A 20,921-nucleotide genomic window follows, 5' to 3' on the forward strand; every position below is an offset into this window, starting at 1 on the left:
AAGCTACCGCGTTGAACTTCCCGTTTTATATAGCCCGGCGTTACCTTTTTTCGAAGAAATCCCACAATGCCATTAATATAATTTCGATGGTGTCCGTTTGTGGGGTTGTCGTTGCGACGATCGCTTTGGTATGTGCGCTGTCTGTATTGAACGGGTTTGTCAGCCTGGTTTCCTCCATGCTCAGCAACTTCGATCCGGAATTGAAGATACTGCCGGCGCATGGAAAAGTGTTCGATCCGACCTTGCCGGCTGTCCAGGAAGTGAAGAAGCTGCCCGGAGTCGCCTTGTTTTGCGAAGTCCTCCAGGATAATGCACTCGTTCGCTACCGGGACCGCCAGATTGTGACGACGGTCAAAGGTGTGGACGATACGTTTGCGAAGCTGACGCGGATCGACAGTATCCTGATCGATAGCCGCGACGGTAAGTTTGTTCTTGCTGATGAAGTAGCGAATTTTGCAAGCCTCGGTGTCGGAACCGCCACACTCTTAGGTGTCCGTGCCAACTACTCCGACCCGTTGGAAATCTATGTTCCGAAAAGAGATGAGAAGGTGAATCTTGCCAATCCGGCGTCCTCCTTTAATCTTGATTATGCCTTTATCGGCAGTGTCTATGCCACCAACCAGCAGATGTATGACGAAAACTTCATGTTGTTGCCCCTCCCGCTGGTTCGTTCCCTGTTCCATTATGAAAAAGAGGTCTCTGCAATCGAGCTGTCTCTGGCTCCCGGTGCGGACGTAAATTCGGTCAAGAGCCAAATAAAATCGCTCCTGGGCGAAAATTTTTGGGTCAAGGACCGTTATGAGCAGCAGGAAGCCTCTTTCAAGATGATGCAAGGGGAGAAGTGGATGATCTTCCTGATCCTTTGTTTTATCCTGATCCTTGCCCTGTTCAATGTGATCGGTTCCCTTTCCATGTTGATGATAGAGAAGAAAGAGGATGTCCGTACTTTGCGCAATATGGGCGCCGACGATCGTCTGATCCGCCGTATCTTCCTTTTTGAGGGTTGGATGATTTCGGGGCTCGGTGCACTGATCGGCGTTATTATCGGCCTGACACTTTGCTTGTTGCAACAAGAGTTAGGAATTATCAAGTTAGGCCAGGCCGCCGGCTCTTTCATTATTGACGCCTATCCTGTCCGGGTTGAAGCCGGCGACGTTATCCTTGTCTTTATCACTGTCCTGACCATCGGCTTCCTTGCCGCCTGGTATCCTGTCCACTATTTAGGAAAGAAATGGCTGGATAAATAAAAGATTGGTCGAATGGATAAGCCTAAAGAGTAACTGATTAATTATAAAGAAGAAATTTCGTCTTTACTCAGTCCGGTGCTATTGGCGATGGAATCGATATCCATGCCCATGCGTTTCAGGTTTGCAGCTACTTGGCGTACACCTTCTGCTTTTCCTTCCGCTTTTCCTTCTATTCTGCCTTCCAGCTTGGCGGTGTCGATCGCGTCGTTTTGGATTATAATGTCATCTATATGCCGGTCGTAGACAAGGCGTTCCCCAGGCGACATAGAGTAGTATTTCAACTTTTCGCGGGCTTCCCGAAGGCCGGGGGTAGTCGTGTCGGGACGGATCGTGCCGTCTTTCAGGTACTTGATCCATTCGTCCAAAGGAGTGAGGGCCGCTTTATCGAACTCGTTTACACGGACCAGGATGTATTCGGGGAACACTTCGGCGGGGAGGCGGCTGACAATCACGTTGCGTTCACGCGTATTGACGCGCAGATGGTCACCGGTATGCACGCCAATGAAATGGTTCTGCCCGTGATAGATATAATCGTCACCAACACCGATGTCGAAATAAAGAATGCTGATGGAATAAACTTTCTTGATTTCCTGGTAGCCCTCGCCAAGGGAGATATGCTCGGTGATGGCTTTTGCAACGCCGTAGAGGATACGTTCCAGATAATGGATTTCGCGTGTGTTCTGAATTTCGACGATGATAATCTCGCCTTTGCTGTTGAGTGCCTTGATGTCGACGCGGTTGAACTTGTCGTCCGCACTCTCCTGATTACCTTCGCTTTCGAGGATTTCTTCGATCTTAATCTCTTCTCTTAACATGACAGTCAAGAAACCTTCGAGCACATCGAAATTGGCCTTCTGGCGCAACAGACGTTTGATGGCCCAATCGAACCGGATATACCGGTCTTGCAATTCTTTTTTTTCCTGCTCTTCCATGCTCTTCAGATCTGATTCGTTCTTTTTCATAGTCAATGTTTTTTAGTTATTACTTAATGCACAAATGTACACATTATAAATGAATAGGCAACGGATTGGGAAGAAAGTTTCACTTCTTGCCAGAACTGAACTATCCATCAAAACTTTCAATTTTCAACTCTTAACTTTCAACTATCCGGGGGGGCTTATTGTATAAAACGCATTTTTCGGGCTCGAAAGGCATCCGAAACAAAACAAATGTTAATCCACTTTTCGGCCGCCGAAAAGGGGCTGTTCCCTCTTTTCCTGGAGTTTTTTGCCGGAAAGTCAACCTTTATTTCATTTATCCTGTACTTTATCGCCATGAAGACGGTCACCGTACCCTATGAAGACGGTCGCCATTCCAACGAAGACGGTCGCGAGGGCGATGAAGACGGGCGTCGTGGCGACAAGCTCCCGAAATTTTCCTTACATATTTGAGACGCAGTCCGTATTTGTTTTGCTACAGGCGATTCTCCGGGAGTTAAGCTTTATCACTTTGCCGGTGTTTCCGGTTTCAGGTAATCAAATTGCACGTTTTTTCAGACAGCCTGCGCACCTCGCTCCATCTCTTGTCAGTAAAGAGGGATAAAACCGTGAAAAGAGTCAATTCAAAATCGATCAAGATTTCGGACGAAATAGAAAAAACGGCTGGGAAGGGGGTTCTTGTATATTCTTCCGGTTTTATTCGGAGCTATAAACAACTATTTGTAAATTCAAATCTACTATTAATGTACGCGTGTACATAAATACAATGTGTCTTTATAAGAACCAGTGCGAAACCGGGAGATATTATCGCTTGATATCTTGCCCTTCGCTTTCTTAGTTCGTGTTGGAAAGAGGCGTTTTCGTACGAAATAGGCTATCTTGTTGATAAGAAAGAATATAGAAAAGGAAAAAATATTAAGGAAAAGGATTGCCGATTTAAAAGTTATGCGTATTTTTGCCAAAAGAATTTGGTACGCATTAGTGATTGATTATAAAGTATTGGAAGCGTACATATTATTGGATTGAACTTATTACACTTTAGTATTAATATTAAATTATTTGATTATGAACAAAAAGTTTTCTACTCTTGTAGCAGGTGCTGCGCTCTTACTTGGTGCGGTGTCGGCTAATGCGCAAGTAGGGTTTGATGGCGACATTAAGCTGAAGGAAGGACAGAGCGAGAATCTCTACCAAATTCAGATTAAAGGTGGCTACCTTACAATTAATGAAACAGGGAAGTTGGATACTGTAAATACAGTAACTTCTAAAAATTTAGCAAGAACATTGTGGTGTGTTACTGTTGGCAAGGAAGTACAGGGACAGCAACCTAAGTTTGACTTTTTGAATAAAGGAGCTCAAGCTTATTTGGATGTAACTATGGACGGACTTGCTGGTGCAGCTTATGCTCCTGAAGTTTCTTATCCTGCTGCCGATACAGCTGCTGTTGGTGGTGAAATTGGTGGTTGGGCTTATTCTTCTGTTTATAAGAATGGTATTGAATTAAACAAGCCTCTTTTCTCTTATTTTACTCCGGACTCTGTTGTGGGTCTTGTAATTGATGGCAGTGTTGTCAAATTGAAAAAAACAAGTGCAGATAAGATTGCTACAGTTTTCACAGACTCTGTATCGTTGGTTAAGGCTGATGCTATCGAGTTGAATGCAGAAGAAATTAATACTGTTTTAGGCTCTCAGAAAGCTACTGACGGTGTTGATTTGACTTTTACTCCTGACGTAAAAGGTACAGATCTTAAGAATCCGTTTAAAGTGGGTAAATTCTTAGCAGTTCAGGCTACTACTGATGGATCTACTGCTGATGGTCATTTTGTAAATGTTTTGAGCAAGGACTCTTCTTATTTGTATGTAGATACTTCTTATACAAATGTTATTGGTGCTGCAAAATTCCTGGCTTATAAATGGTCTGATTTGAGATATGCTACTATTGGTAAATCTGCTCAGGATTCTATTAAAGACAATGCACTTGCATCACAATTTAAGTTCTTGTTTACTTACTATCCTACAAACGACAGTTTGGAAATCCAAGTAAAGGATGTGATGTTTGAAGATGCAACTGGTGTTTTCGTTGATACTCCGACTGATTCTGTATATGTTTCTTTGCAGGAATTAGTTAAGGATCAGACTCGTATTTTGACAGTTGACTCTGTTGCTCAGAATACAAGAATTGGCTTTGGCTATAAGGGTTGTGGTACTATTACAAGCGATAAGACTTCTAAGGACAATGGTTTGTATGTTATCTATAATGCTAAAGGTCAGGTATTAGCTTCTCCTATCCACAAAAATGGTTTAGCTTATGAATGGGTAACTCTTGATGAACAAGATCCTGAACATATGCCGGCTTATCAGTGGTTGGTACAAAAGACTCAGAATTCTGAAACGTTGAAAGCTACTTCTCCGCTTAAGATTACAAACCGTGAGTTTAAACACAATACAACTGTTCAGTTACGTTCAAAAGATGATAAGATTACTGCTGATGCATTTAGCTTTACTGGCGTTAGTGTTGCTGCAGGTTCTGTAGTCAGATTCGAACAGATCACAGACTCTACAATCTTGAAAGATTCTTATCTGGGATATAGAAAGTTCGATAAAGATAGCTTGAAGGTTGCTAAATATAAATTCAACTATTTGCATCCGTATGCTCAGGATAAGTGGATTAAGAGAGGTGAAGGTAAAGACTCTGTTCTGTATGCTACAGATGGTTATACTGCATTTACTATCTCTGAAGGTACACAGGTTAACTATGGTGAAAATCCTGCAAATGTTGATGGTTTGAAGGGTATTGCTAAATTGTACAGAAATCAGTATTTGATTTCTTTGAATGCTGATACTGTAGGTGTTGGTGCTGAAAATAAGATCGTTTTAGGTCAAGTTGTTTTGGATAGTGTATATTTCAAAGAAAATAACCACTATGATAGCAACCACTATTATGCAATTGTAGAGGCATCTGCTAATGCAATCGCTTCAAATAAGTTTGGTGTCGCTGATGATGGTATGACTGCAAACTTGAAATCTCAGCCGCTGGCTGAAACAAGAACTTCTGCATTTGCAATCAAAGTTGATGATGTTCCTTTGTATCGTCGTTTCAACAATGTAGCTTTGAATGAAAGTGCAACTGATGGCGCTGATACATTGCGTTTCATGGAAACGATTCGTAAAGAATACTTGATGGATGAAAACAACCGTGAAGGTGGTTTGATGGATAAGAATGTTAACTATCTGGGTATCTGGACTGCTGATAAGGCAACAGGTCTTGGATTCCATGTTGATACTGCTTGGGTTACACGTGGTTTAGGTTATATCAAACCGCAGTACTTGATCTCTGTAGATCGTACAGTCGTTCCTGCTAAGGGTGGTTATATCTGTGAAGAAACAACTGGACATATCACTGCTGATGGTACGCCGACAGACAACGCTGAAGAATGCTACCACTCTAAACCGGGTGTTGCTGGCTTCGTTCACGCTAAGTTCTTGGTAAGCTTTGCTGACTCTGCAGCTGCACATGGATTTGATAAACCTTATACAGATATTAAGAATGGTTACACTCGTGTTGGTTTTGTGAAAGCTATTCAGTCTGGTGATAAACTCTTTATCTTGGTTAATGGCTTTGAAAACATGAAACCGGAAGATCTGGATACTGCTACAGTAGCTAAAGCTTATACGGACGCTAAGATTTATAACACTTATGTTAAATCTTTGAAGAATGATAATCATAAGAACTATACTTGGTCATTCCGTTATGTAACTCCTGAAACTGCTGCTAATGTTGTAAAAGAAGGTCCGGAAAATTCATTCTTAATTGAATCTGCTTCTTACGAACCGGTAGCAGCAAACAACAGAGATATCGCTCCTGAAAAAGCAGCTTGGATTAAGATGCAGAATGGTTGCATTGTCTTGACTGACAAATCTTCTACATTCTCTAATGCTAAGACTGGTGGTGACGGTGCATTGGTATTCAATGTTGAAAACAAAGAAAACGATGAACTGGCTACAGACAACGAAGCAATCGCTACATCTGAAGTAACAGTTATCGCTCAGAACGGTGCTGTAAGAATTGCTAACGCTGAAGGCAAGAAAGTTGTTATCACTAACATCTTAGGCCAGACAATTGCTAACACAGTAATCACTTCAAGCGACGCTGTAATCGCTGCTCCTGCCGGTGTAGTTGTTGTAGCTGTTGAAGGCGAAGAAGCTGTAAAAGCTATCGTTAAATAATTGATGCATTTATTAATTAAATAAATCAATCTGCTCCTCCTTTCGTGAGAAAGGAGGGCGGAAAACAAATAGGCCTTTCCGGTAGAAATATCGGAGAGGCTTTTTGTGCTTATATGTGAACGGGTAAAAGGGGGTATGAGGTGGACTTTAACCTTCGGAGAGTGCGATATTTGAAAACGATCCTGTATAATCCCCCAAATATGCGATTCTGACGGACTTTAGGCTGCCAAAATGTAAGCATTTTTCCGACCTGTTGAAAACTTTTTTTTACTTTTCTCTTATATTTCTTGGCGGTTAAATTAGGAAATGTGTATTTTTACCATCCGATAGGGTGATGTATGTGCAAATCAATCAACTACGGGCCCTTATTTTAAGGAAAAGTTTAACACAGAGTAGCGAAGGAATGGAAGAAAAAGAAGTCTGTTATCATGTGCCGGTAATGCTTCGTGAAAGTTTGGAAGGAATGGACATTCAGCCCTCTGGGGCGTATGTCGATGTGACCTTCGGAGGGGGAGGACACTCCCGCGAGATATTGAACCGGCTGGATAACGAAGGAGAACTGTATGGATTTGATCAGGACGCCGATGCTGAAAACAATATTCCGGCCGATCCCCGTTTTGTCTTTATCCGTAGTAATTTCCGATATTTATACAACTTTATGCGCTACCACGATGTAGTGGGTGAAGTCGATGGACTGTTGGCGGACTTAGGTGTCTCTTCTCATCATTTCGATGACAAGGAACGCGGGTTCTCTTTCCGTTTTGACGGTGCGTTGGATATGCGGATGAATACCCGTGCGGGACAGACTGCGGCGGATATCGTCAATACATATACGGAAGAACAGTTGGCAGACCTGTTCTATCTTTACGGCGAATTGAAAGTGTCGCGTAAGTTAGCCTCCGTGCTGGTACGCAGTCGGGAAGCGAAGAAGATAGAAACGATCGGCGACTTTTTAGAAGTGATAAAGCCCTTTACGGGAAAAGATAAAGAGAAGAAGTTCCTGGCTCAGGTCTTTCAGGCGCTCCGTATCGAGGTCAACGACGAGATGCGTGCCTTGAAGGAGATGCTGCAACAGACGCTGCAGGTGTTGAAGCCCGGTGGCCGGTTGGTGGTGATCACCTACCATTCCCTGGAAGACCGCCTGGTGAAGAACTTTCTGAAGACAGGAAACTTTGAGGGTAAGACGGAACAAGATTTCTTTGGAAATATCAAATCGCCCTTCCGTTTGGTGAATAACAAGGTGATTGTCCCTTCGGACGAGGAGATCGAACGTAATCCCCGTTCCCGGAGTGCGAAGTTGCGGATCGCTGAAAAATTGTAGTTAATATATAGGGTTATGGACGCAGGGAAGAAGAAAAAGAAGAAGGAGAGCCGTTTCTCCTTTTTGTACATACTGGGCGGTGGAATCCTGAAGGAGGATTTCATTGTTAAGCATACGCGTATGATTGTGCTTATCGTCATCCTGGTGTTCTTCTTTATTGGTAACCGGTACACCTGTATGCAGAAACTGCGCGAGATCGACCGTCTGCAACAGCAATTGCGCGATGTTCGTTTTGAAGCACTGTCCATTTCCTCGGAACTGACAGGCAACAGCCGGCAGTCGCAGATCGAACTATTGATTGAAGAACAAGGTATAGAACTGGAAACGGCGAAGAATCCGCCGTACGAATTGTATAAGTAAAGATGGCTGAAGAGATCGAACCAAATGAACTTGCCCCGAAGAGTAACCGGATTCTATTCTGTTACTTTTTCATCGTGTTTCTGCTCGGAGGGGTGGCAATCGCCATTCTGGCGCGGGCTTTCGACACGGCTTTCGTTGAAAGGGATACCTGGCTGAAGGTGGCCGAGAGCCAGAAACGTCCGAACCGCCTGATCTATCCCAGCCGTGGGAATATCTATTCTTCCGATGGCAAGCTGATGGCAACCAGCGTGCCCTGTTTCTATATGTATGTCGATTTCAATGCCGATTGCTATTCCCATCCTACCCCTAAATGGAATAGCCTGGACACGCTCCTGAAGAGCAAGAATAACGGGATCGATTCCCTCTCGGTCTATCTCTCCCGTAAGTTGAAGAACCGGACGCCTGCCGGATATAAAGCTTATTTGTTGAGCGGTTTGAAGAAGAAGAGCCGCCAGTTCCCTGTTTATGAGAAAAAGATATCCTATTCGGATCTGAAAGAAATACAGAAGTACCCGTTCTTCCGCTTAGGACGGTTCAAGAGCGGTTTCTATACGCGCGAAATGGTGGAACGGCAGAAACCGTTCGGCTCATTGGCATCCCGTACGATTGGCGATACCTTCCGCGATATCGACCCGAAGACAGGGCTTACGAAAGGCAAGAACGGTTTGGAGTTGCAATACGACACTCTGTTGCATGGCGAAGCTGGTCTGAACTCCGTGCGCCGTGTGGGAGGCGGATGGACAAACGTCGTGGAAATCGATCCGGTGGAAGGAATGGATATCTGTACGACAATCGATATAAATATCCAGGATATAGCCGAGAAGTCTTTACTCGATATGCTGAAGAAGATCGATGCCGCATCCGGTACGGCTGTCGTTATGGAAGTGGCGACAGGCGAGGTGAAAGCTATTACCAATATGGGACGTATCCGCGAAGGGGTTTATGGTGAAGACACGAACCACGCTGTTGCGGACGAGACGGAACCCGGCTCGACGTTCAAGGTCGCCTCCATCATGGTTGCCCTCGAAGACGGTGTTTGCCAGCCCGGCGATACGGTGGATGTCGGCAACGGTATTTATATGTATAAAGGCGCCCGTATGACAGACCATAATAACAATAAAGGCGGTTATGGGCGTATCTCGGTAGAACAGGCGATCTGGAATTCCTCCAATATCGGAGTCGCCAAGACCATCCTGAAAGGATACGAAAAGAATCCGACCAAGTATGTGGAAGGGCTTTACCGCCTCGGCCTGAATGAAGATCTGCGTCTGGAAATCCCCGGAGCCGGCCGTGCCAAAATACGCCGCCCTGATGATACGGTCCGCTATTGGTCGAAGACGGCGCTCCCCTGGATGTCGTTCGGTTATGAAACGCAGATACCGCCGATCTATACGTTGGCTTTCTATAATGCCATTGCCAATAACGGGAAAATGATCCGTCCGATCTTTACTAAAGAGATCATGCACAACGGCAAGACCGTGCAGAGTTTCTCGACCGAAGTGATACGGGAGTCGATTTGCTCGGAACGTACGCTGAATATTATAAAAGATATGCTGTTAGGCGTCGTGGAGAAAGGGACGGGTAAAGCTGTCCGTTCCGATTTCGTCCGGATAGCCGGAAAGACCGGTACGGCGCAGATCGCATCGGGCGGTGTCTATCGCCAGGCCGGCCACCAGGTCGCTTTCTGCGGTTATTTCCCTGCCGATGCTCCGAAATATTCCTGTATTGTCGTGATCCGCCAGCCGCGTATCGGTTATCCTTCGGGAGGAACGATGTCCGGTGGTGTGGTAAAAGCGATAGCGGAAAAAGTATATGCCAGCCATATGTCTTTCGATATCCGCGATATGGAACGCGATTCGCTGGCTGTCACGATGCCGCGCCCGAAGGCAGGCGACCGGATTGCCTTGGACGAAGTGCTGGATAAACTGGACATCGATATGAACACGGATGAAGCTGCCTCCCGGTGGGTGACGGCTTCCATCGACGACAGCCTGCAGGTTGTCAAACTGAAAGATATACCTGTCCGGGAAGGGCTTGTGCCGAACGTGGTCGGCATGGGTGCCAAAGATGCCGTCTACCTGCTCGAAAGTGCCGGGTTGCGGGCTTCCCTGAATGGTCTGGGGCGCGTTGCTTCCCAATCCGTATCACCGGGCGCCAAGGTATCGAAAGGACAAACAGTCTCATTAACGTTAAAATAGACTATGGAACTAAAAGAACTCATTCGTCCGTTGGAAGTACTTGAGATCGTCGGAGACGCAAGTGTCGAGATCACAGGTATCCAGTCTGATTCCCGCAAAGTGGAAAAAGGCTTTTTGTTTGTGGCCGTACGCGGTGTCTCTGTCGATGGTCATGCCTATATCGAGGGGGCGGCCGGGAAAGGAGCTGCCGCAATAATCTGCGAGGAAATCCCTTCGGATGAAAACATACATACATCCGGAAACAATCCTGTTTTTATCCGGGTGAAAGATTCGGCGGAGGCCTTGGGCAAGGTGTTGTCAGCCTGGTACGAGAATCCTTCGGACAACCTGATCCTGGTCGGTGTGACCGGAACAAACGGGAAGACGACGATCGCGACTCTCCTGTACGAGATGTTCCGCAAGATGGGGCATAAAGTCGGCTTGCTTTCGACAGTATGCAACTATATCGATGGCGAAGCGATTCCGACCGACCATACGACGCCCGATCCTGTAACCCTCCACAGCCTGATGGCGCGGATGGTGGAGGCCGATTGCGAGTATGCCTTTATGGAAGTAAGCTCCCATTCGATCGACCAGAAACGTATCAGCGGTCTGTCGTTCGACGGTGGTATCTTTACCAACCTGACACGTGATCATCTGGATTACCATAAAACAGTCGAGAATTATCTGAAAGCAAAAAAGAAGTTCTTCGACGACCTGCCCGCATCGGCTTTTGCCCTTACGAATGCGGACGATAAATCCGGCTTGGTGATGTTGCAGAATACGGCGGCAAAGAAGCTGACCTATTCGCTCCGCACGCTCGCCGATTTTAAGGGAAAGATATTGGAATCCCATTTTGAAGGGACCGAGATGTTGATTAACGGCCGCGAGGTGATGACCCGCTTCGTAGGACGTTTCAATGCCTATAATCTGCTGGCCGTATATGGTGCGGCCGTTTCGTTAGGGAAAGACCCGGAAGAAGTGCTGGTCGTATTGAGCGATCTGCATTCCGTCTCCGGACGCTTCCAGACGATACAGTCTCCGGCAGGATATACGGCGATTGTGGATTATGCCCACACGCCCGACGCGTTGGTCAATGTGCTGAACAGTATCCATGAAGTCCTGGACGGCAGCGGCCGGGTAATCACCGTGGTCGGTTGCGGCGGTAACCGCGATAAAGGCAAACGTCCTATCATGGCGAAAGAAGCATCCCGCTTGAGCGACCAGCTGATCCTGACATCCGACAATCCCCGTTTTGAGGAGCCGGACGAGATTATCCGGGATATGGTTGCCGGACTGAATGCTGCCGATATGGAGCATACGCTCTGCATCACGGACCGTACACAGGCCATCAAGACCGCTACCATGCTGGCAAAGAAAGGCGATGTAATCCTCGTAGCCGGCAAAGGCCATGAAGATTACCAGGAGATAAAAGGCGTTAAGCACCATTTTGATGACCGTGAGAAGCTACGGGAAATATTTGCAACACAACAACAATAAAAGACATGCTGTACTATCTGTTTAATTATTTGGATCAACTCGATTTCCCGGGTGCCGGTATGTTCAAGTACGTATCATTCCGTTCCGGGTTAGCATTGATCCTGTCTTTGTTCATCTCGACGACTATCGGACGCCGTATCATCGACAAGCTGCAACTGTTGCAGATAGGCGAGACGGTGCGTAACCTCGGCCTCGAAGGGCAGATGAGCAAGAAAGGGACGCCGACAATGGGCGGTATCATTATTATCATTGCCATCGTGGTGCCGACATTACTCTGTGCGAAGTTGACGAATATATACGTGATCCTGATGTTAGTGACAACCATCTGGTTAGGTGCATTAGGGTTTGCCGACGACTATATCAAGGTATTCCGGAAGAACAAGGAAGGCATGCACGGCAAATTCAAGGTGATCGGACAGGTCGGCTTGGGACTTATCGTCGGCTTGGTTCTCTTTATGAGCCCGGATGTCGTGATCAAGGAGAATATGGAAGTGCGGCATGACAATGTGATCGAGGAAGTACGCTATCATACAGTGGAGAAGAAGTCTACCAAGACGACGATCCCTTTTGTGAAGAATAACAATTTCGACTATGCGCAGTTGGTGAACTGGGCCGGTCAATACAAGGAAGAGGCAGCCTGGCTGGTCTTCGTCATAATGGTTATCTTTGTCGTGACAGCCGTGTCTAACGGGGCGAACCTCACGGACGGTCTGGACGGACTGGCGGCGGGAAGTTCCGCCATTATCGGGGTCGCGCTCGGGATTCTGGCGTATATGTCGTCTCACTTCGAGTTTGCTTCCTTCCTGAATATCATGTTTATTCCCGGGGCGGAAGAGTTGGTGGTGTTTGCGGCGGCCTTTATCGGGGCGACGGTCGGATTCCTGTGGTACAACTCTTATCCGGCACAGGTGTTTATGGGAGATACGGGCAGTCTGATGTTGGGCGGTGTCATCGCTGTGTTTGCGATTATTATCCGGAAGGAATTGCTGATTCCGATCCTTTGCGGCATCTTCCTGGTCGAGAACTTGTCAGTCATTATGCAGACGGCTTATTTCAAATATACGAAAAAGAAATATGGCGAAGGGCGGCGTATCTTCAAGATGGCGCCCCTTCACCACCATTTCCAGAAGGCCGGTAATGCGGGCATACAGGCGATGATACAGAAACCCTTTAACGTCGTTCCCGAATCGAAGATCGTGGTGCGTTTCTGGTTGATCGGTATCATCCTGGCGGTGATTACGATTGTAACATTAAAAATGCGATAAACGGTAGAGACGGATGGCATCCGTCTCCTTGAAACAAATAAAAATGAGCAGAATAGTAATATTAGGAGGAGGCGAAAGCGGCGCAGGTGCCGCCGTGTTAGCGAAGGCGAAAGGATTCGACGTGTTCGTTTCCGATTTCTCGTCTATCAAACCTAAGTATAAGGATATGCTGGACGCCCACGGGATTTGTTGGGAAGAGAATCAGCATACCGAAGCCGACATCCTGAATGCCGACGAAATCATCAAGAGCCCCGGGATTCCCGACAAGGCTCCCATTATAAAGAAACTGAAGGAGAAAGGTACGCCTATCATCTCCGAAATAGAATTTGCCGGACGCTATACCGATTCGAAGATGATCTGTATCACCGGAAGCAACGGCAAGACGACGACAACCATGCTGACTTACCACATCCTCCGCCAGGCGGGTGTCGACGTCGGTCTGGCAGGTAACGTCGGCAACAGCCTCGCCCTTCAGGTGGCTGAAGACCCGCACGCCGTCTATGTGATCGAACTGAGTAGCTTCCAGCTCGACAACATGTACGACTTCAAGGCGGACATCGCCATCCTTCTGAATATAACGCCAGACCATCTGGACCGTTATAATTACGAGATGCAGAACTATGTGGATGCCAAATTCCGCATTATCCGGAACCAGACGGCAGCAGATGCTTTCATATTCTGGAATGACGATCCTATCATTGCCCGCGAAATCGCCAAACGGCACCCCGAGGCAACTCTTTACCCGTTCGCCGAGACTCATGAAGCCGGCGTAAAGGGCTATACGGAAAATAAAAAGATAGTAATTGAAACCTCAAACGGAACGTTTACAATGGAAGAAGATTCATTAGCATTATCGGGAAAGCATAATCTGTATAATTCCTTAGCTTCGGGTATCGCCTCCAAAGTGGTGGATATCCATGACGAGAATATACGGGCTTCGCTGAGCGACTTTACCGGGGTGGAACACCGCCTCGAGAAAGTGGCGCGTGTACGTGGAGTCGATTATATCAACGACTCGAAAGCTACGAATGTGAACTCCTGCTGGTACGCCCTGCAGAGTATGACTACTCCGCTTGTGCTGATACTCGGCGGAACGGATAAGGGAAACGACTATTCCGAAATTGAAGAGCTGGTGAAGCAAAAGGTGCACGCCCTGATTTTCCTCGGTGTGGACAATGCCAAGCTGCACGGCTTCTTCGACGGCAAAGTGCCGGTGATCGAAGATGCCCGTTCAATGGAAGAAGCTGTGTCGAAAGCATATAAACTGGCTGAAAAAGGAGACACTGTCCTGCTGTCGCCCTGCTGTGCCAGCTTCGACCTCTTCAAAAGCTATGAAGATCGCGGCGACCAGTTCAAGGCCTGTGTACGGAATCTGTAAAAACAAATAAACAATGGATCTGGCAAGTAAACTATTCAAGGGAGACCGGGTGATATGGGTGATCTTCATGTTCCTGTGTCTGATCTCGGCAATCGAGGTCTTTAGTGCGACGAGTACGCTCGCCTACAAGAGTGTGACGCATTGGGACCCGATCGTGCGGCATGGCTCGTTCATGTTAGGAGGTTTCGTGCTCGTTTTGCTGATGCACAATGTGCCTTGCCGGTTTTATGCTTTGCTTGCCGGTGGTGCATTCCTTTCGGTTGTATTGCTGCTATTGTTGTTTGTTCCGGGGTTGGCTGTGGTGATAAACGGGGAACCCCGTTGGTTGAATTTGTTCGGCTTTACGTTCCAGCCGTCGGAGATTGCGAAAATCACCCTGATCGGATATACGGCTTTTGTCATGAGTAAACAGAACTGGTTCACGGACAAGCAGATGTTCTGGTGGATAGAAGGAGGGACGCTTGTTATCTGTGGCTTGATCTTCACGACCAACGGTTCGACGGCTATCCTGCTTTTCTGTATCATTCAGATGATGGCTTTTTTCGGCCAGATATCGTTTGCCCGTCTGGCAAAGTTCTGGGGAATCCTGATTGCTGCGGGGGCATTGATGGTGGGCTTGCTGTTTGTGACGCCGGAGAGTGTGATGAAATATATGCCGGATCGCGTCCATACCTGGAAAGCGCGTATCGAGCGGTTCACCGATCCGACTCCGCCTGTGCAGTTCGAGCCGGGAAAGGCCGTCAATATCGATGGCGACGACTACCAGGTTGTTCACGGCAAGATTGCCATTGCCAGTGGCGGCATCTGGGGCAAGTTTCCCGGACACGGACAGCAGCGTGACTTCCTGCCGCAGGCTTATTCGGATTTTATCTATGCTATTATCATTGAAGAGATGGGGATCGCCGGAGGAATCTTCGTCCTTTTCCTCTATATAGCCCTGCTTGTCAGGGTCGGGATGATCGCCCGCAGATGTGATAAACTGTTCCCGAAATTCCTGGTTTTGGGCTGCGGGCTGCTTCTTGGTGTCCAAGCCCTGACGAATATGGCGGTGGCGGTGGACCTGATACCGGTCACCGGTCAGCCGTTGCCGCTGATCAGTCGCGGAGGTACGTCGACTGTGATCAGTTGTGCCTATATCGGCATCATTCTTAGCGTAAGCCGCTTCGGCGCCAATATGGGAAATGAGGACGATACGGACGCACTGGCATCGGATGAAAATTCCATGGGCATCGAACCGGAAACGGATGGGCATCCGTCGGAAAATGGGTCGGCACCCGCTGAAAACGGGACGGGAGCCACAGAAAATGGGACAGGAGCCACAGAAAACGAGACGGGAGCGGATTCCAACCCCCTCGAAGCCATTGCCGAACTGAAAGAAGAAACAAGAACGGAAACAACAACAGAAACTAAAATATGAAACAGTACCGAATCATCATAAGCGGCGGCGGGACCGGAGGGCATATCTTCCCGGCTATCTCGATCGCCAATACCTTCAGGAGACGTTTCCCGGAGGCGGAAATACTGTTTGTGGGAGCTGAAGACCGGATGGAGATGGAGAAAGTCCCGGCCGCCGGTTACCGCATCGTAGGGTTGCCGGTGAGCGGTTTCGACCGTGCCCGGCTGATGAACAATATCCGCGTTGTCGGCCGTCTGGTTAAAAGCCTCCGGCTTGCCAAGAAGACGATACGCGAGTTTAAACCCGATATCGCCGTCGGTGTAGGCGGTTATGCCAGCGGGCCGACCTTATGGATGGCGGCTTCCTTAGGGATTCCTACCCTGATACAGGAGCAAAACTCCTATGCCGGTGTTACGAATAAACTGCTGGCCAAGAAAGCCAGCAAAATATGTGTGGCCTACGATGGCATGGAAAAGTTCTTCCCGGCCGACCGTATCGTCGTGACCGGTAATCCGGTCCGCCGCGATCTGGAAGAGGCGCAGGGGAAACGCGAGGAGGCATTGGAGTTCTTCAAGCTTTCGCCGGAGAAAAAGACGATCTTAGTGGTCGGCGGAAGCCTGGGTGCCCGGACGATTAACCGCAGCATACAGGGCGACCTGGACAAGCTCTTTGCCGCCGAAGGCGAAGTGCAGGTGATTTGGCAGACAGGGCGTTATTATCAGGAAGAGGCCCTGAAGCATCTGAAAGCCTATCGGGGCATGCGCATCTGGTGTTCGGATTTCATCACCCGTATGGATTATGCTTATTCGGCAGCCGACCTGATTATCTCCCGTGCGGGAGCCAGCTCGATCTCCGAACTTTGCCTGTTGCGGAAGCCGGTAATCCTGGTTCCTTCCCCCAATGTTGCGGAAGACCATCAGACGAAGAATGCCCTGGCGCTGGTCGAGAAAGATGCCGCTATCATGATCGCCGACAAGGATGCCGAGGCACAACTTGTCTCGAAAGCCCTCGAAGTCGTCCACGACGAAGAGCGTCTCCGCACCCTGAGCCGCAACATCGCTACGCTGGCCCATCACCAGAGTGCCGAACATATTGTAGATGAAATTGTAAAGATCATCTCGTAAAAGGAGGCTTGGGAATGTGTCAAAAGTAGGTTCTAACGCTTTAGCGTGTCATTGCGGGCTTGACCCGCAACCTCATACTAATCATTGTAAATCAGTTTAGTATGAGATGGCGGGTCAAGCCCGCCAGGACACAGACACTATAAATAGGACTTTTGACAAGGTGAATTAGGACAAGGTTATAGCCTGTCGGTAGAAAAGCTATACTCTATTAGACAAAAAGCTATACTCTTTTGCATAAAAAGCTATAGTCTTTTCCGCAAAAAGTTATAGTCTTTTTCAAAGAACCTGCGGGACTTTTATAACAAATAAGCTACGAAGGCATTATCTTTGTAACAACGAATAGTAAAGAATAAGTAAATATGGATATAAACAACATAACGGCCGTCTATTTCGTCGGTGCCGGCGGTATCGGGATGAGTGCCCTGATCCGTTACTTTCTTTCGAAAGGGAAGAAGGTGGCCGGTTACGACAAGACCCCTTCCGGTTTGACGGAACAGTTGAACTGCGAAGGAGCCGTCATTCATTATGAGGATAACGTCGACCTGATCCCCGATGACTTTACCGATCCGGCCAAGACATTGGTGGTCTATACGCCTGCCGTTCCCGAGGCCCATTCGGAGCTTTGTTATTTCCGGGGTAACGGTTTCGAGGTGATGAAACGTGCCCGCGTGCTGGGCGAGATCACCAACTGCAACCGCGGACTCTGTGTTGCCGGTACGCATGGCAAGACGACGACCTCATCGATGATAGCCCACCTGTTGAAACAGTCGCACGTCGACTGTAACGCCTTCTTAGGCGGTATCCTGAAGAACTACGACAGCAACCTGATGCTCTCTGCAAAGAGCGACCTGACTGTGATAGAGGCAGACGAGTTCGACCGCTCCTTTCACTGGCTCAAACCCTATATGGCCGTCATCACCGCCGCCGATCCCGATCACCTGGACATCTACGGAACACCGGAGGCCTATCGTGAAAGCTTCGAGCATTTCACTTCGTTGATCCGTCCCGACGGCTGCCTGATCATGAAGCAAGGCATCAACGTCACGCCCCGCCTGCAGGAAGGAGTGAAACTCTATACCTACACCGGTGAATTGTCAATTGTCAATTGTCAATTGTCAATTAGTAAGGTTCCCGATTTCTACGCCGAGAACATCCGTATTGGCAACGGAGAGATATTCTTCGACTTTGTCGGTCCCGATGTCCGCATCCCGGATATCCAGTTGGGCGTTCCTGTAAAAGTAAATATCGAGAACGGTGTGGCCGCTATCGCCCTTGCATGGCTGAACGGTACGACACCGGAGGAAATCAAGCACGGTATGGCAACCTTTGCCGGTCCGCGCCGCCGCTTCGACTTCCACCTCAAGAAAGATAACATCGTCCTGATCGACGATTATGCACATCATCCCGCAGAGTTGAAGGCAAGTATCCTTTCCGTAAAGGAACTGTATGCCGGACGCAAGGTGACCGGTATCTTCCAGCCGCATCTCTACACCCGTACGCGCGACTTTGCCGCTGACTTTGCCGCCAGCCTGTCGCTCCTGGATGAACTGATCCTGCTGGATATTTATCCCGCACGCGAGGAACCGATACCGGGTGTCACTTCTCAGATCATCTTCGATGCCGTGACAATCCCCGGCAAGCGGTTGATCCGGAAAGAGGAACTCCTGGATGTCGTCTCTGCCGAAGCAGGCAGGCTCGACGTAGTCCTGATGCTTGGCGCCGGCAATATAGAATTGCTGGTAGAACCTGTAAAACAAATATTGGATAAAAAAGAATAAAGAGTGGTCCGTATCGTATCCATAATAGTTGCAATACTGTTGTTCTGTTACATCGTGTTTGTCTCCTTCTTCTTCCGGGAAAGCAGGCAGAAAGACTTGTGCCGGGACTTGCAGGTGGTAGTCGTGGACAGCCTCGACAAACATTTTGTGAGCGAGAGCGACCTGGTCTCCCTCCTCAAGAATGCCGATCTGAACCCGATAAAAAAGCCGATGAACGAGATCAACACAGACCGGATTGAAAATGAACTGCTGAAGAACGAGATGATCGCCCGCGTGGAAGCCTACAAGACTCCTTCGGGCATGATTAAATTGGAAGTGGAGCAAAAAATACCTATCTTGCGTGTGATAAGTCCGAGAGGCAACTACTATGTGGATAATTTGGGTAGCACGATGCCTGTCAGCCGCCGCTATGTGGCGCACGTTCCCGTTGTAAGCGGATACGTGGAAAAAGAGTTAGCGGTAACCGACTTATACAAATTTGCATTATTTTTGCAGGAGAATGATTTCTGGAATAATCAGATAGAACAGATATACGTTCATCCGGATAATGAGGTGGAACTGGTCCCCCGGGTCGGTAACCACCGTATCGTGCTGGGCTCCCTGGCCGGTTATGAAGAGAAGCTGGATAACCTCCGGCTCTTCTACGAAAAGGCGATCCCCAAGGTGGGATGGGAGAAGTACGGCATTATAAATTTAAAATATAAGGATCAGATTGTTTGTACTAAAAGATAGAGAATATGGCATACACAGACTTTATAGCAGCCATCGACCTTGGCTCTTCTCACATGGTCGGTATGGTAGGTGCGAAAGGCCCTTCGGGGGCTCTTTCCATAATAGCCTACGAAGTAGAGAATTCCGAGACCTGTATTCGAAGAGGATGTGTATATAATATAAAAGATGCAGCCGGTAAGATCGTGCGCTTGATCCGCAAATTGGAGAACAAGTTGGGCGGTTCCCGTATCGGCAAGGTCTATATCGGGGTGGGAGGCCAGTCGCTTCGCACCATCAGCCATGCCGTGTCGAGAGTGATCGGCGACGGTACGGTGACCGAAGAAATCCTGCAGGAACTGGACAAGGAGTGCCGCCAGTATCATCCCGATATGCTGGATGTGCTGGAAGTCGCACCGCCCGCCTACTTCCTCGACAACCAGCCGGAAGCCCATCCCGTGGGAATGGGGTGTTCCCGGATAGATGCACGCTATAAGCTGATCGTCGGACGTCCGTCGCTTCGCCATGCCGTCACGACCAATATGACGGAACAGATCAAACTCGATGTGGCAGGCACAATCGTCTCGCCATTAGCCTTGGCCGATCTGATTCTGACGGAACAGGAAAAAGATAAAGGATGTGCGCTGGTCGACTTCGGTGCAGGCGTAACCTCCGTTACGATATATAAAGATGGAAGCCTGGCAGGCCTGTACGTGATCCCGTTGGGCAGTCAGTTGATCACTCGCGACCTGATGTCGTTGGGCATACCCGAAAAGGAAGCCGAACGGGTGAAACGCACCTACGGCAATGCCATCTGGGAGAAAGACAACGAACAGCAAGTAGTCTCTGTCGACTTGGCGGACGGACAACATGCCGGTGAGGTTAAGCTCTCCGATATCAATATGGTAGTGGAAGCCCGCAGCCGCGAGATCATCGAAAACATATACGCCCGTCTGGAAGATGCCGGAGTGGTCAAGACACCGGGTTACAGTGTTGTGATTGCCGGTAACGGCGCCGCATTGAAGAATATGCGCGAAGCTCTCGGCGAACGCTTCAGGATGGATGTCCGTTATGCATCTGTCCGGAAAGACCTGATTGCCGACGGCGAGATGATTGCCAACAACCCTGAATACACGACCGCAGTCGCTCTCTTGCTGAAAGGTCGGGAGAACTGTGCGGCTTATGTTCCCGAAACGGAAAAGAAGAAAGAGGAACCGGTTTCTAAACCGATCCAGACAGCTCCAGAGACAGTTGCTGCGGACTTTATTACGGAAGAGGAAAAGAAGGAAACAACGGAACAGCGCAGTGACGGAACGGGTGAGTCCGATAAGAAATCGGATCGAGGATCTGATAAAGGATCATCAAAGACGAATAAGAATACCTCTAATAAAAAGTCCGAAGAGGAAGGCCCCAGTTTATTTGGGAAATGGTTTTCCAAGAAGATAGACGATATGAGTATCAAGATCAATGATGCATTGAAAGATGAGAAGTAATCGGTAACA

15 protein-coding genes are annotated in these 20,921 nt (G+C 48.2%); 14 read left to right on the forward strand and 1 reads right to left on the reverse strand.

Annotation, left to right across the window (positions count from 1 at the left end; all coding sequences use genetic code 11):
• Positions 1 to 11: 11 nt before the first annotated feature.
• A complete protein-coding gene (locus DWW90_RS11595) occupies positions 12 to 1,247 on the forward strand; it encodes an FtsX-like permease family protein (protein WP_122332578.1) in 1,236 nt (411 codons plus the stop codon).
• A gap of 41 nt (positions 1,248 to 1,288) precedes the next feature.
• Here the strand turns inward: DWW90_RS11595 and DWW90_RS11600 are convergent, their stop codons facing one another.
• Positions 1,289 to 2,209: an Rpn family recombination-promoting nuclease/putative transposase gene (locus DWW90_RS11600; protein WP_122345086.1), complete on the reverse strand. Its 921-nt coding sequence runs from the start codon at positions 2,207 to 2,209 to the stop codon at positions 1,289 to 1,291.
• A gap of 207 nt (positions 2,210 to 2,416) precedes the next feature.
• Between DWW90_RS11600 and DWW90_RS11605 the strand changes: the two genes are divergently transcribed.
• From DWW90_RS11605 to ftsA, 13 genes are all read left to right on the forward strand, one after another.
• The gene (locus DWW90_RS11605; RefSeq protein ID WP_122345087.1) at positions 2,417 to 2,638 is read left to right on the forward strand and encodes a hypothetical protein; all 222 of its coding nucleotides are present in this window, start codon (positions 2,417 to 2,419) and stop codon (positions 2,636 to 2,638) included.
• Between the two features lie 612 nt (positions 2,639 to 3,250).
• Positions 3,251 to 6,412: a DUF6383 domain-containing protein gene (locus tag DWW90_RS11610; protein ID WP_122345088.1), complete on the forward strand. Its 3,162-nt coding sequence runs from the start codon at positions 3,251 to 3,253 to the stop codon at positions 6,410 to 6,412.
• 403 nt (positions 6,413 to 6,815) lie between these two features.
• The gene (gene rsmH / locus DWW90_RS11615; RefSeq protein WP_122345089.1) at positions 6,816 to 7,733 is read left to right on the forward strand and encodes a 16S rRNA (cytosine(1402)-N(4))-methyltransferase RsmH; all 918 of its coding nucleotides are present in this window, start codon (positions 6,816 to 6,818) and stop codon (positions 7,731 to 7,733) included.
• Between the two features lie 15 nt (positions 7,734 to 7,748).
• Positions 7,749 to 8,093, forward strand: a complete 345-nt coding sequence (locus tag DWW90_RS11620; protein WP_115500230.1) for an FtsL-like putative cell division protein — start codon at positions 7,749 to 7,751, stop codon at positions 8,091 to 8,093.
• A 2-nt stretch (positions 8,094 to 8,095) separates the two neighbouring features.
• Positions 8,096 to 10,291 carry a penicillin-binding protein gene (locus DWW90_RS11625; RefSeq protein ID WP_122345090.1) on the forward strand — a complete coding sequence of 732 codons (2,196 nt, stop codon included), beginning with the start codon at positions 8,096 to 8,098 and terminating at the stop codon, positions 10,289 to 10,291.
• Between the two features lie 3 nt (positions 10,292 to 10,294).
• A complete protein-coding gene (locus DWW90_RS11630; protein WP_122345091.1) occupies positions 10,295 to 11,770 on the forward strand; it encodes a UDP-N-acetylmuramoyl-L-alanyl-D-glutamate--2,6-diaminopimelate ligase in 1,476 nt (491 codons plus the stop codon).
• A gap of 5 nt (positions 11,771 to 11,775) precedes the next feature.
• Complete coding sequence (gene mraY / locus DWW90_RS11635; RefSeq protein ID WP_115500233.1) at positions 11,776 to 13,035, forward strand: phospho-N-acetylmuramoyl-pentapeptide-transferase; 1,260 nt, start codon at positions 11,776 to 11,778, stop codon at positions 13,033 to 13,035.
• A gap of 43 nt (positions 13,036 to 13,078) precedes the next feature.
• Positions 13,079 to 14,413, forward strand: a complete 1,335-nt coding sequence (gene murD, locus DWW90_RS11640) for a UDP-N-acetylmuramoyl-L-alanine--D-glutamate ligase (RefSeq protein WP_122345125.1) — start codon at positions 13,079 to 13,081, stop codon at positions 14,411 to 14,413.
• Positions 14,414 to 14,426: 13 nt separating this feature from the next.
• Entirely contained in the window at positions 14,427 to 15,830 is a 1,404-nt protein-coding gene (locus tag DWW90_RS11645; RefSeq protein WP_122345092.1) for an FtsW/RodA/SpoVE family cell cycle protein, read from the forward strand.
• Complete coding sequence (murG, locus tag DWW90_RS11650) at positions 15,827 to 16,933, forward strand: undecaprenyldiphospho-muramoylpentapeptide beta-N-acetylglucosaminyltransferase (protein WP_115500236.1); 1,107 nt, start codon at positions 15,827 to 15,829, stop codon at positions 16,931 to 16,933. The genes DWW90_RS11645 and murG overlap by 4 nt, the downstream gene beginning before the upstream one ends.
• Positions 16,934 to 17,292: 359 nt before the next feature.
• Entirely contained in the window at positions 17,293 to 18,711 is a 1,419-nt protein-coding gene (murC, locus tag DWW90_RS11655; RefSeq protein WP_122345093.1) for a UDP-N-acetylmuramate--L-alanine ligase, read from the forward strand.
• A gap of 3 nt (positions 18,712 to 18,714) precedes the next feature.
• Positions 18,715 to 19,443, forward strand: coding sequence for a cell division protein FtsQ/DivIB (locus tag DWW90_RS11660; protein WP_115500238.1), 729 nt, complete (start codon positions 18,715 to 18,717; stop codon positions 19,441 to 19,443).
• 5 nt (positions 19,444 to 19,448) lie between these two features.
• Positions 19,449 to 20,912: a cell division protein FtsA gene (gene ftsA, locus DWW90_RS11665; protein ID WP_233547725.1), complete on the forward strand. Its 1,464-nt coding sequence runs from the start codon at positions 19,449 to 19,451 to the stop codon at positions 20,910 to 20,912.
• The last annotated feature ends 9 nt before the right edge of the window (positions 20,913 to 20,921 follow it).

Source organism: Parabacteroides sp. AF17-28 (assembly GCF_003479205.1).
GTDB classification, from domain to species: domain Bacteria; phylum Bacteroidota; class Bacteroidia; order Bacteroidales; family Tannerellaceae; genus Parabacteroides; species Parabacteroides acidifaciens.

What these genes read in the sequence shown, in the direction of transcription:
- murG (WP_115500236.1), top strand. Translation starts at nt 15,827, where the DNA reads ATGAAACAGTACCGAATCATCATAAGCGGCGGCGGGACCGGAGGGCAT.
- DWW90_RS11620 (WP_115500230.1), top strand. Translation starts at nt 7,749, where the DNA reads ATGGACGCAGGGAAGAAGAAAAAGAAGAAGGAGAGCCGTTTCTCCTTT.
- rsmH (WP_122345089.1), top strand. Translation starts at nt 6,816, where the DNA reads ATGGAAGAAAAAGAAGTCTGTTATCATGTGCCGGTAATGCTTCGTGAA.
- DWW90_RS11600 (WP_122345086.1), bottom strand. Translation starts at nt 2,209, where the DNA reads ATGAAAAAGAACGAATCAGATCTGAAGAGCATGGAAGAGCAGGAAAAA.
- mraY (WP_115500233.1), top strand. Translation starts at nt 11,776, where the DNA reads ATGCTGTACTATCTGTTTAATTATTTGGATCAACTCGATTTCCCGGGT.
- DWW90_RS11610 (WP_122345088.1), top strand. Translation starts at nt 3,251, where the DNA reads ATGAACAAAAAGTTTTCTACTCTTGTAGCAGGTGCTGCGCTCTTACTT.
- DWW90_RS11630 (WP_122345091.1), top strand. Translation starts at nt 10,295, where the DNA reads ATGGAACTAAAAGAACTCATTCGTCCGTTGGAAGTACTTGAGATCGTC.
- murD (WP_122345125.1), top strand. Translation starts at nt 13,079, where the DNA reads ATGAGCAGAATAGTAATATTAGGAGGAGGCGAAAGCGGCGCAGGTGCC.
- DWW90_RS11625 (WP_122345090.1), top strand. Translation starts at nt 8,096, where the DNA reads ATGGCTGAAGAGATCGAACCAAATGAACTTGCCCCGAAGAGTAACCGG.
- ftsA (WP_233547725.1), top strand. Translation starts at nt 19,449, where the DNA reads ATGGCATACACAGACTTTATAGCAGCCATCGACCTTGGCTCTTCTCAC.
- murC (WP_122345093.1), top strand. Translation starts at nt 17,293, where the DNA reads ATGGATATAAACAACATAACGGCCGTCTATTTCGTCGGTGCCGGCGGT.
- DWW90_RS11605 (WP_122345087.1), top strand. Translation starts at nt 2,417, where the DNA reads ATGTTAATCCACTTTTCGGCCGCCGAAAAGGGGCTGTTCCCTCTTTTC.
- DWW90_RS11645 (WP_122345092.1), top strand. Translation starts at nt 14,427, where the DNA reads ATGGATCTGGCAAGTAAACTATTCAAGGGAGACCGGGTGATATGGGTG.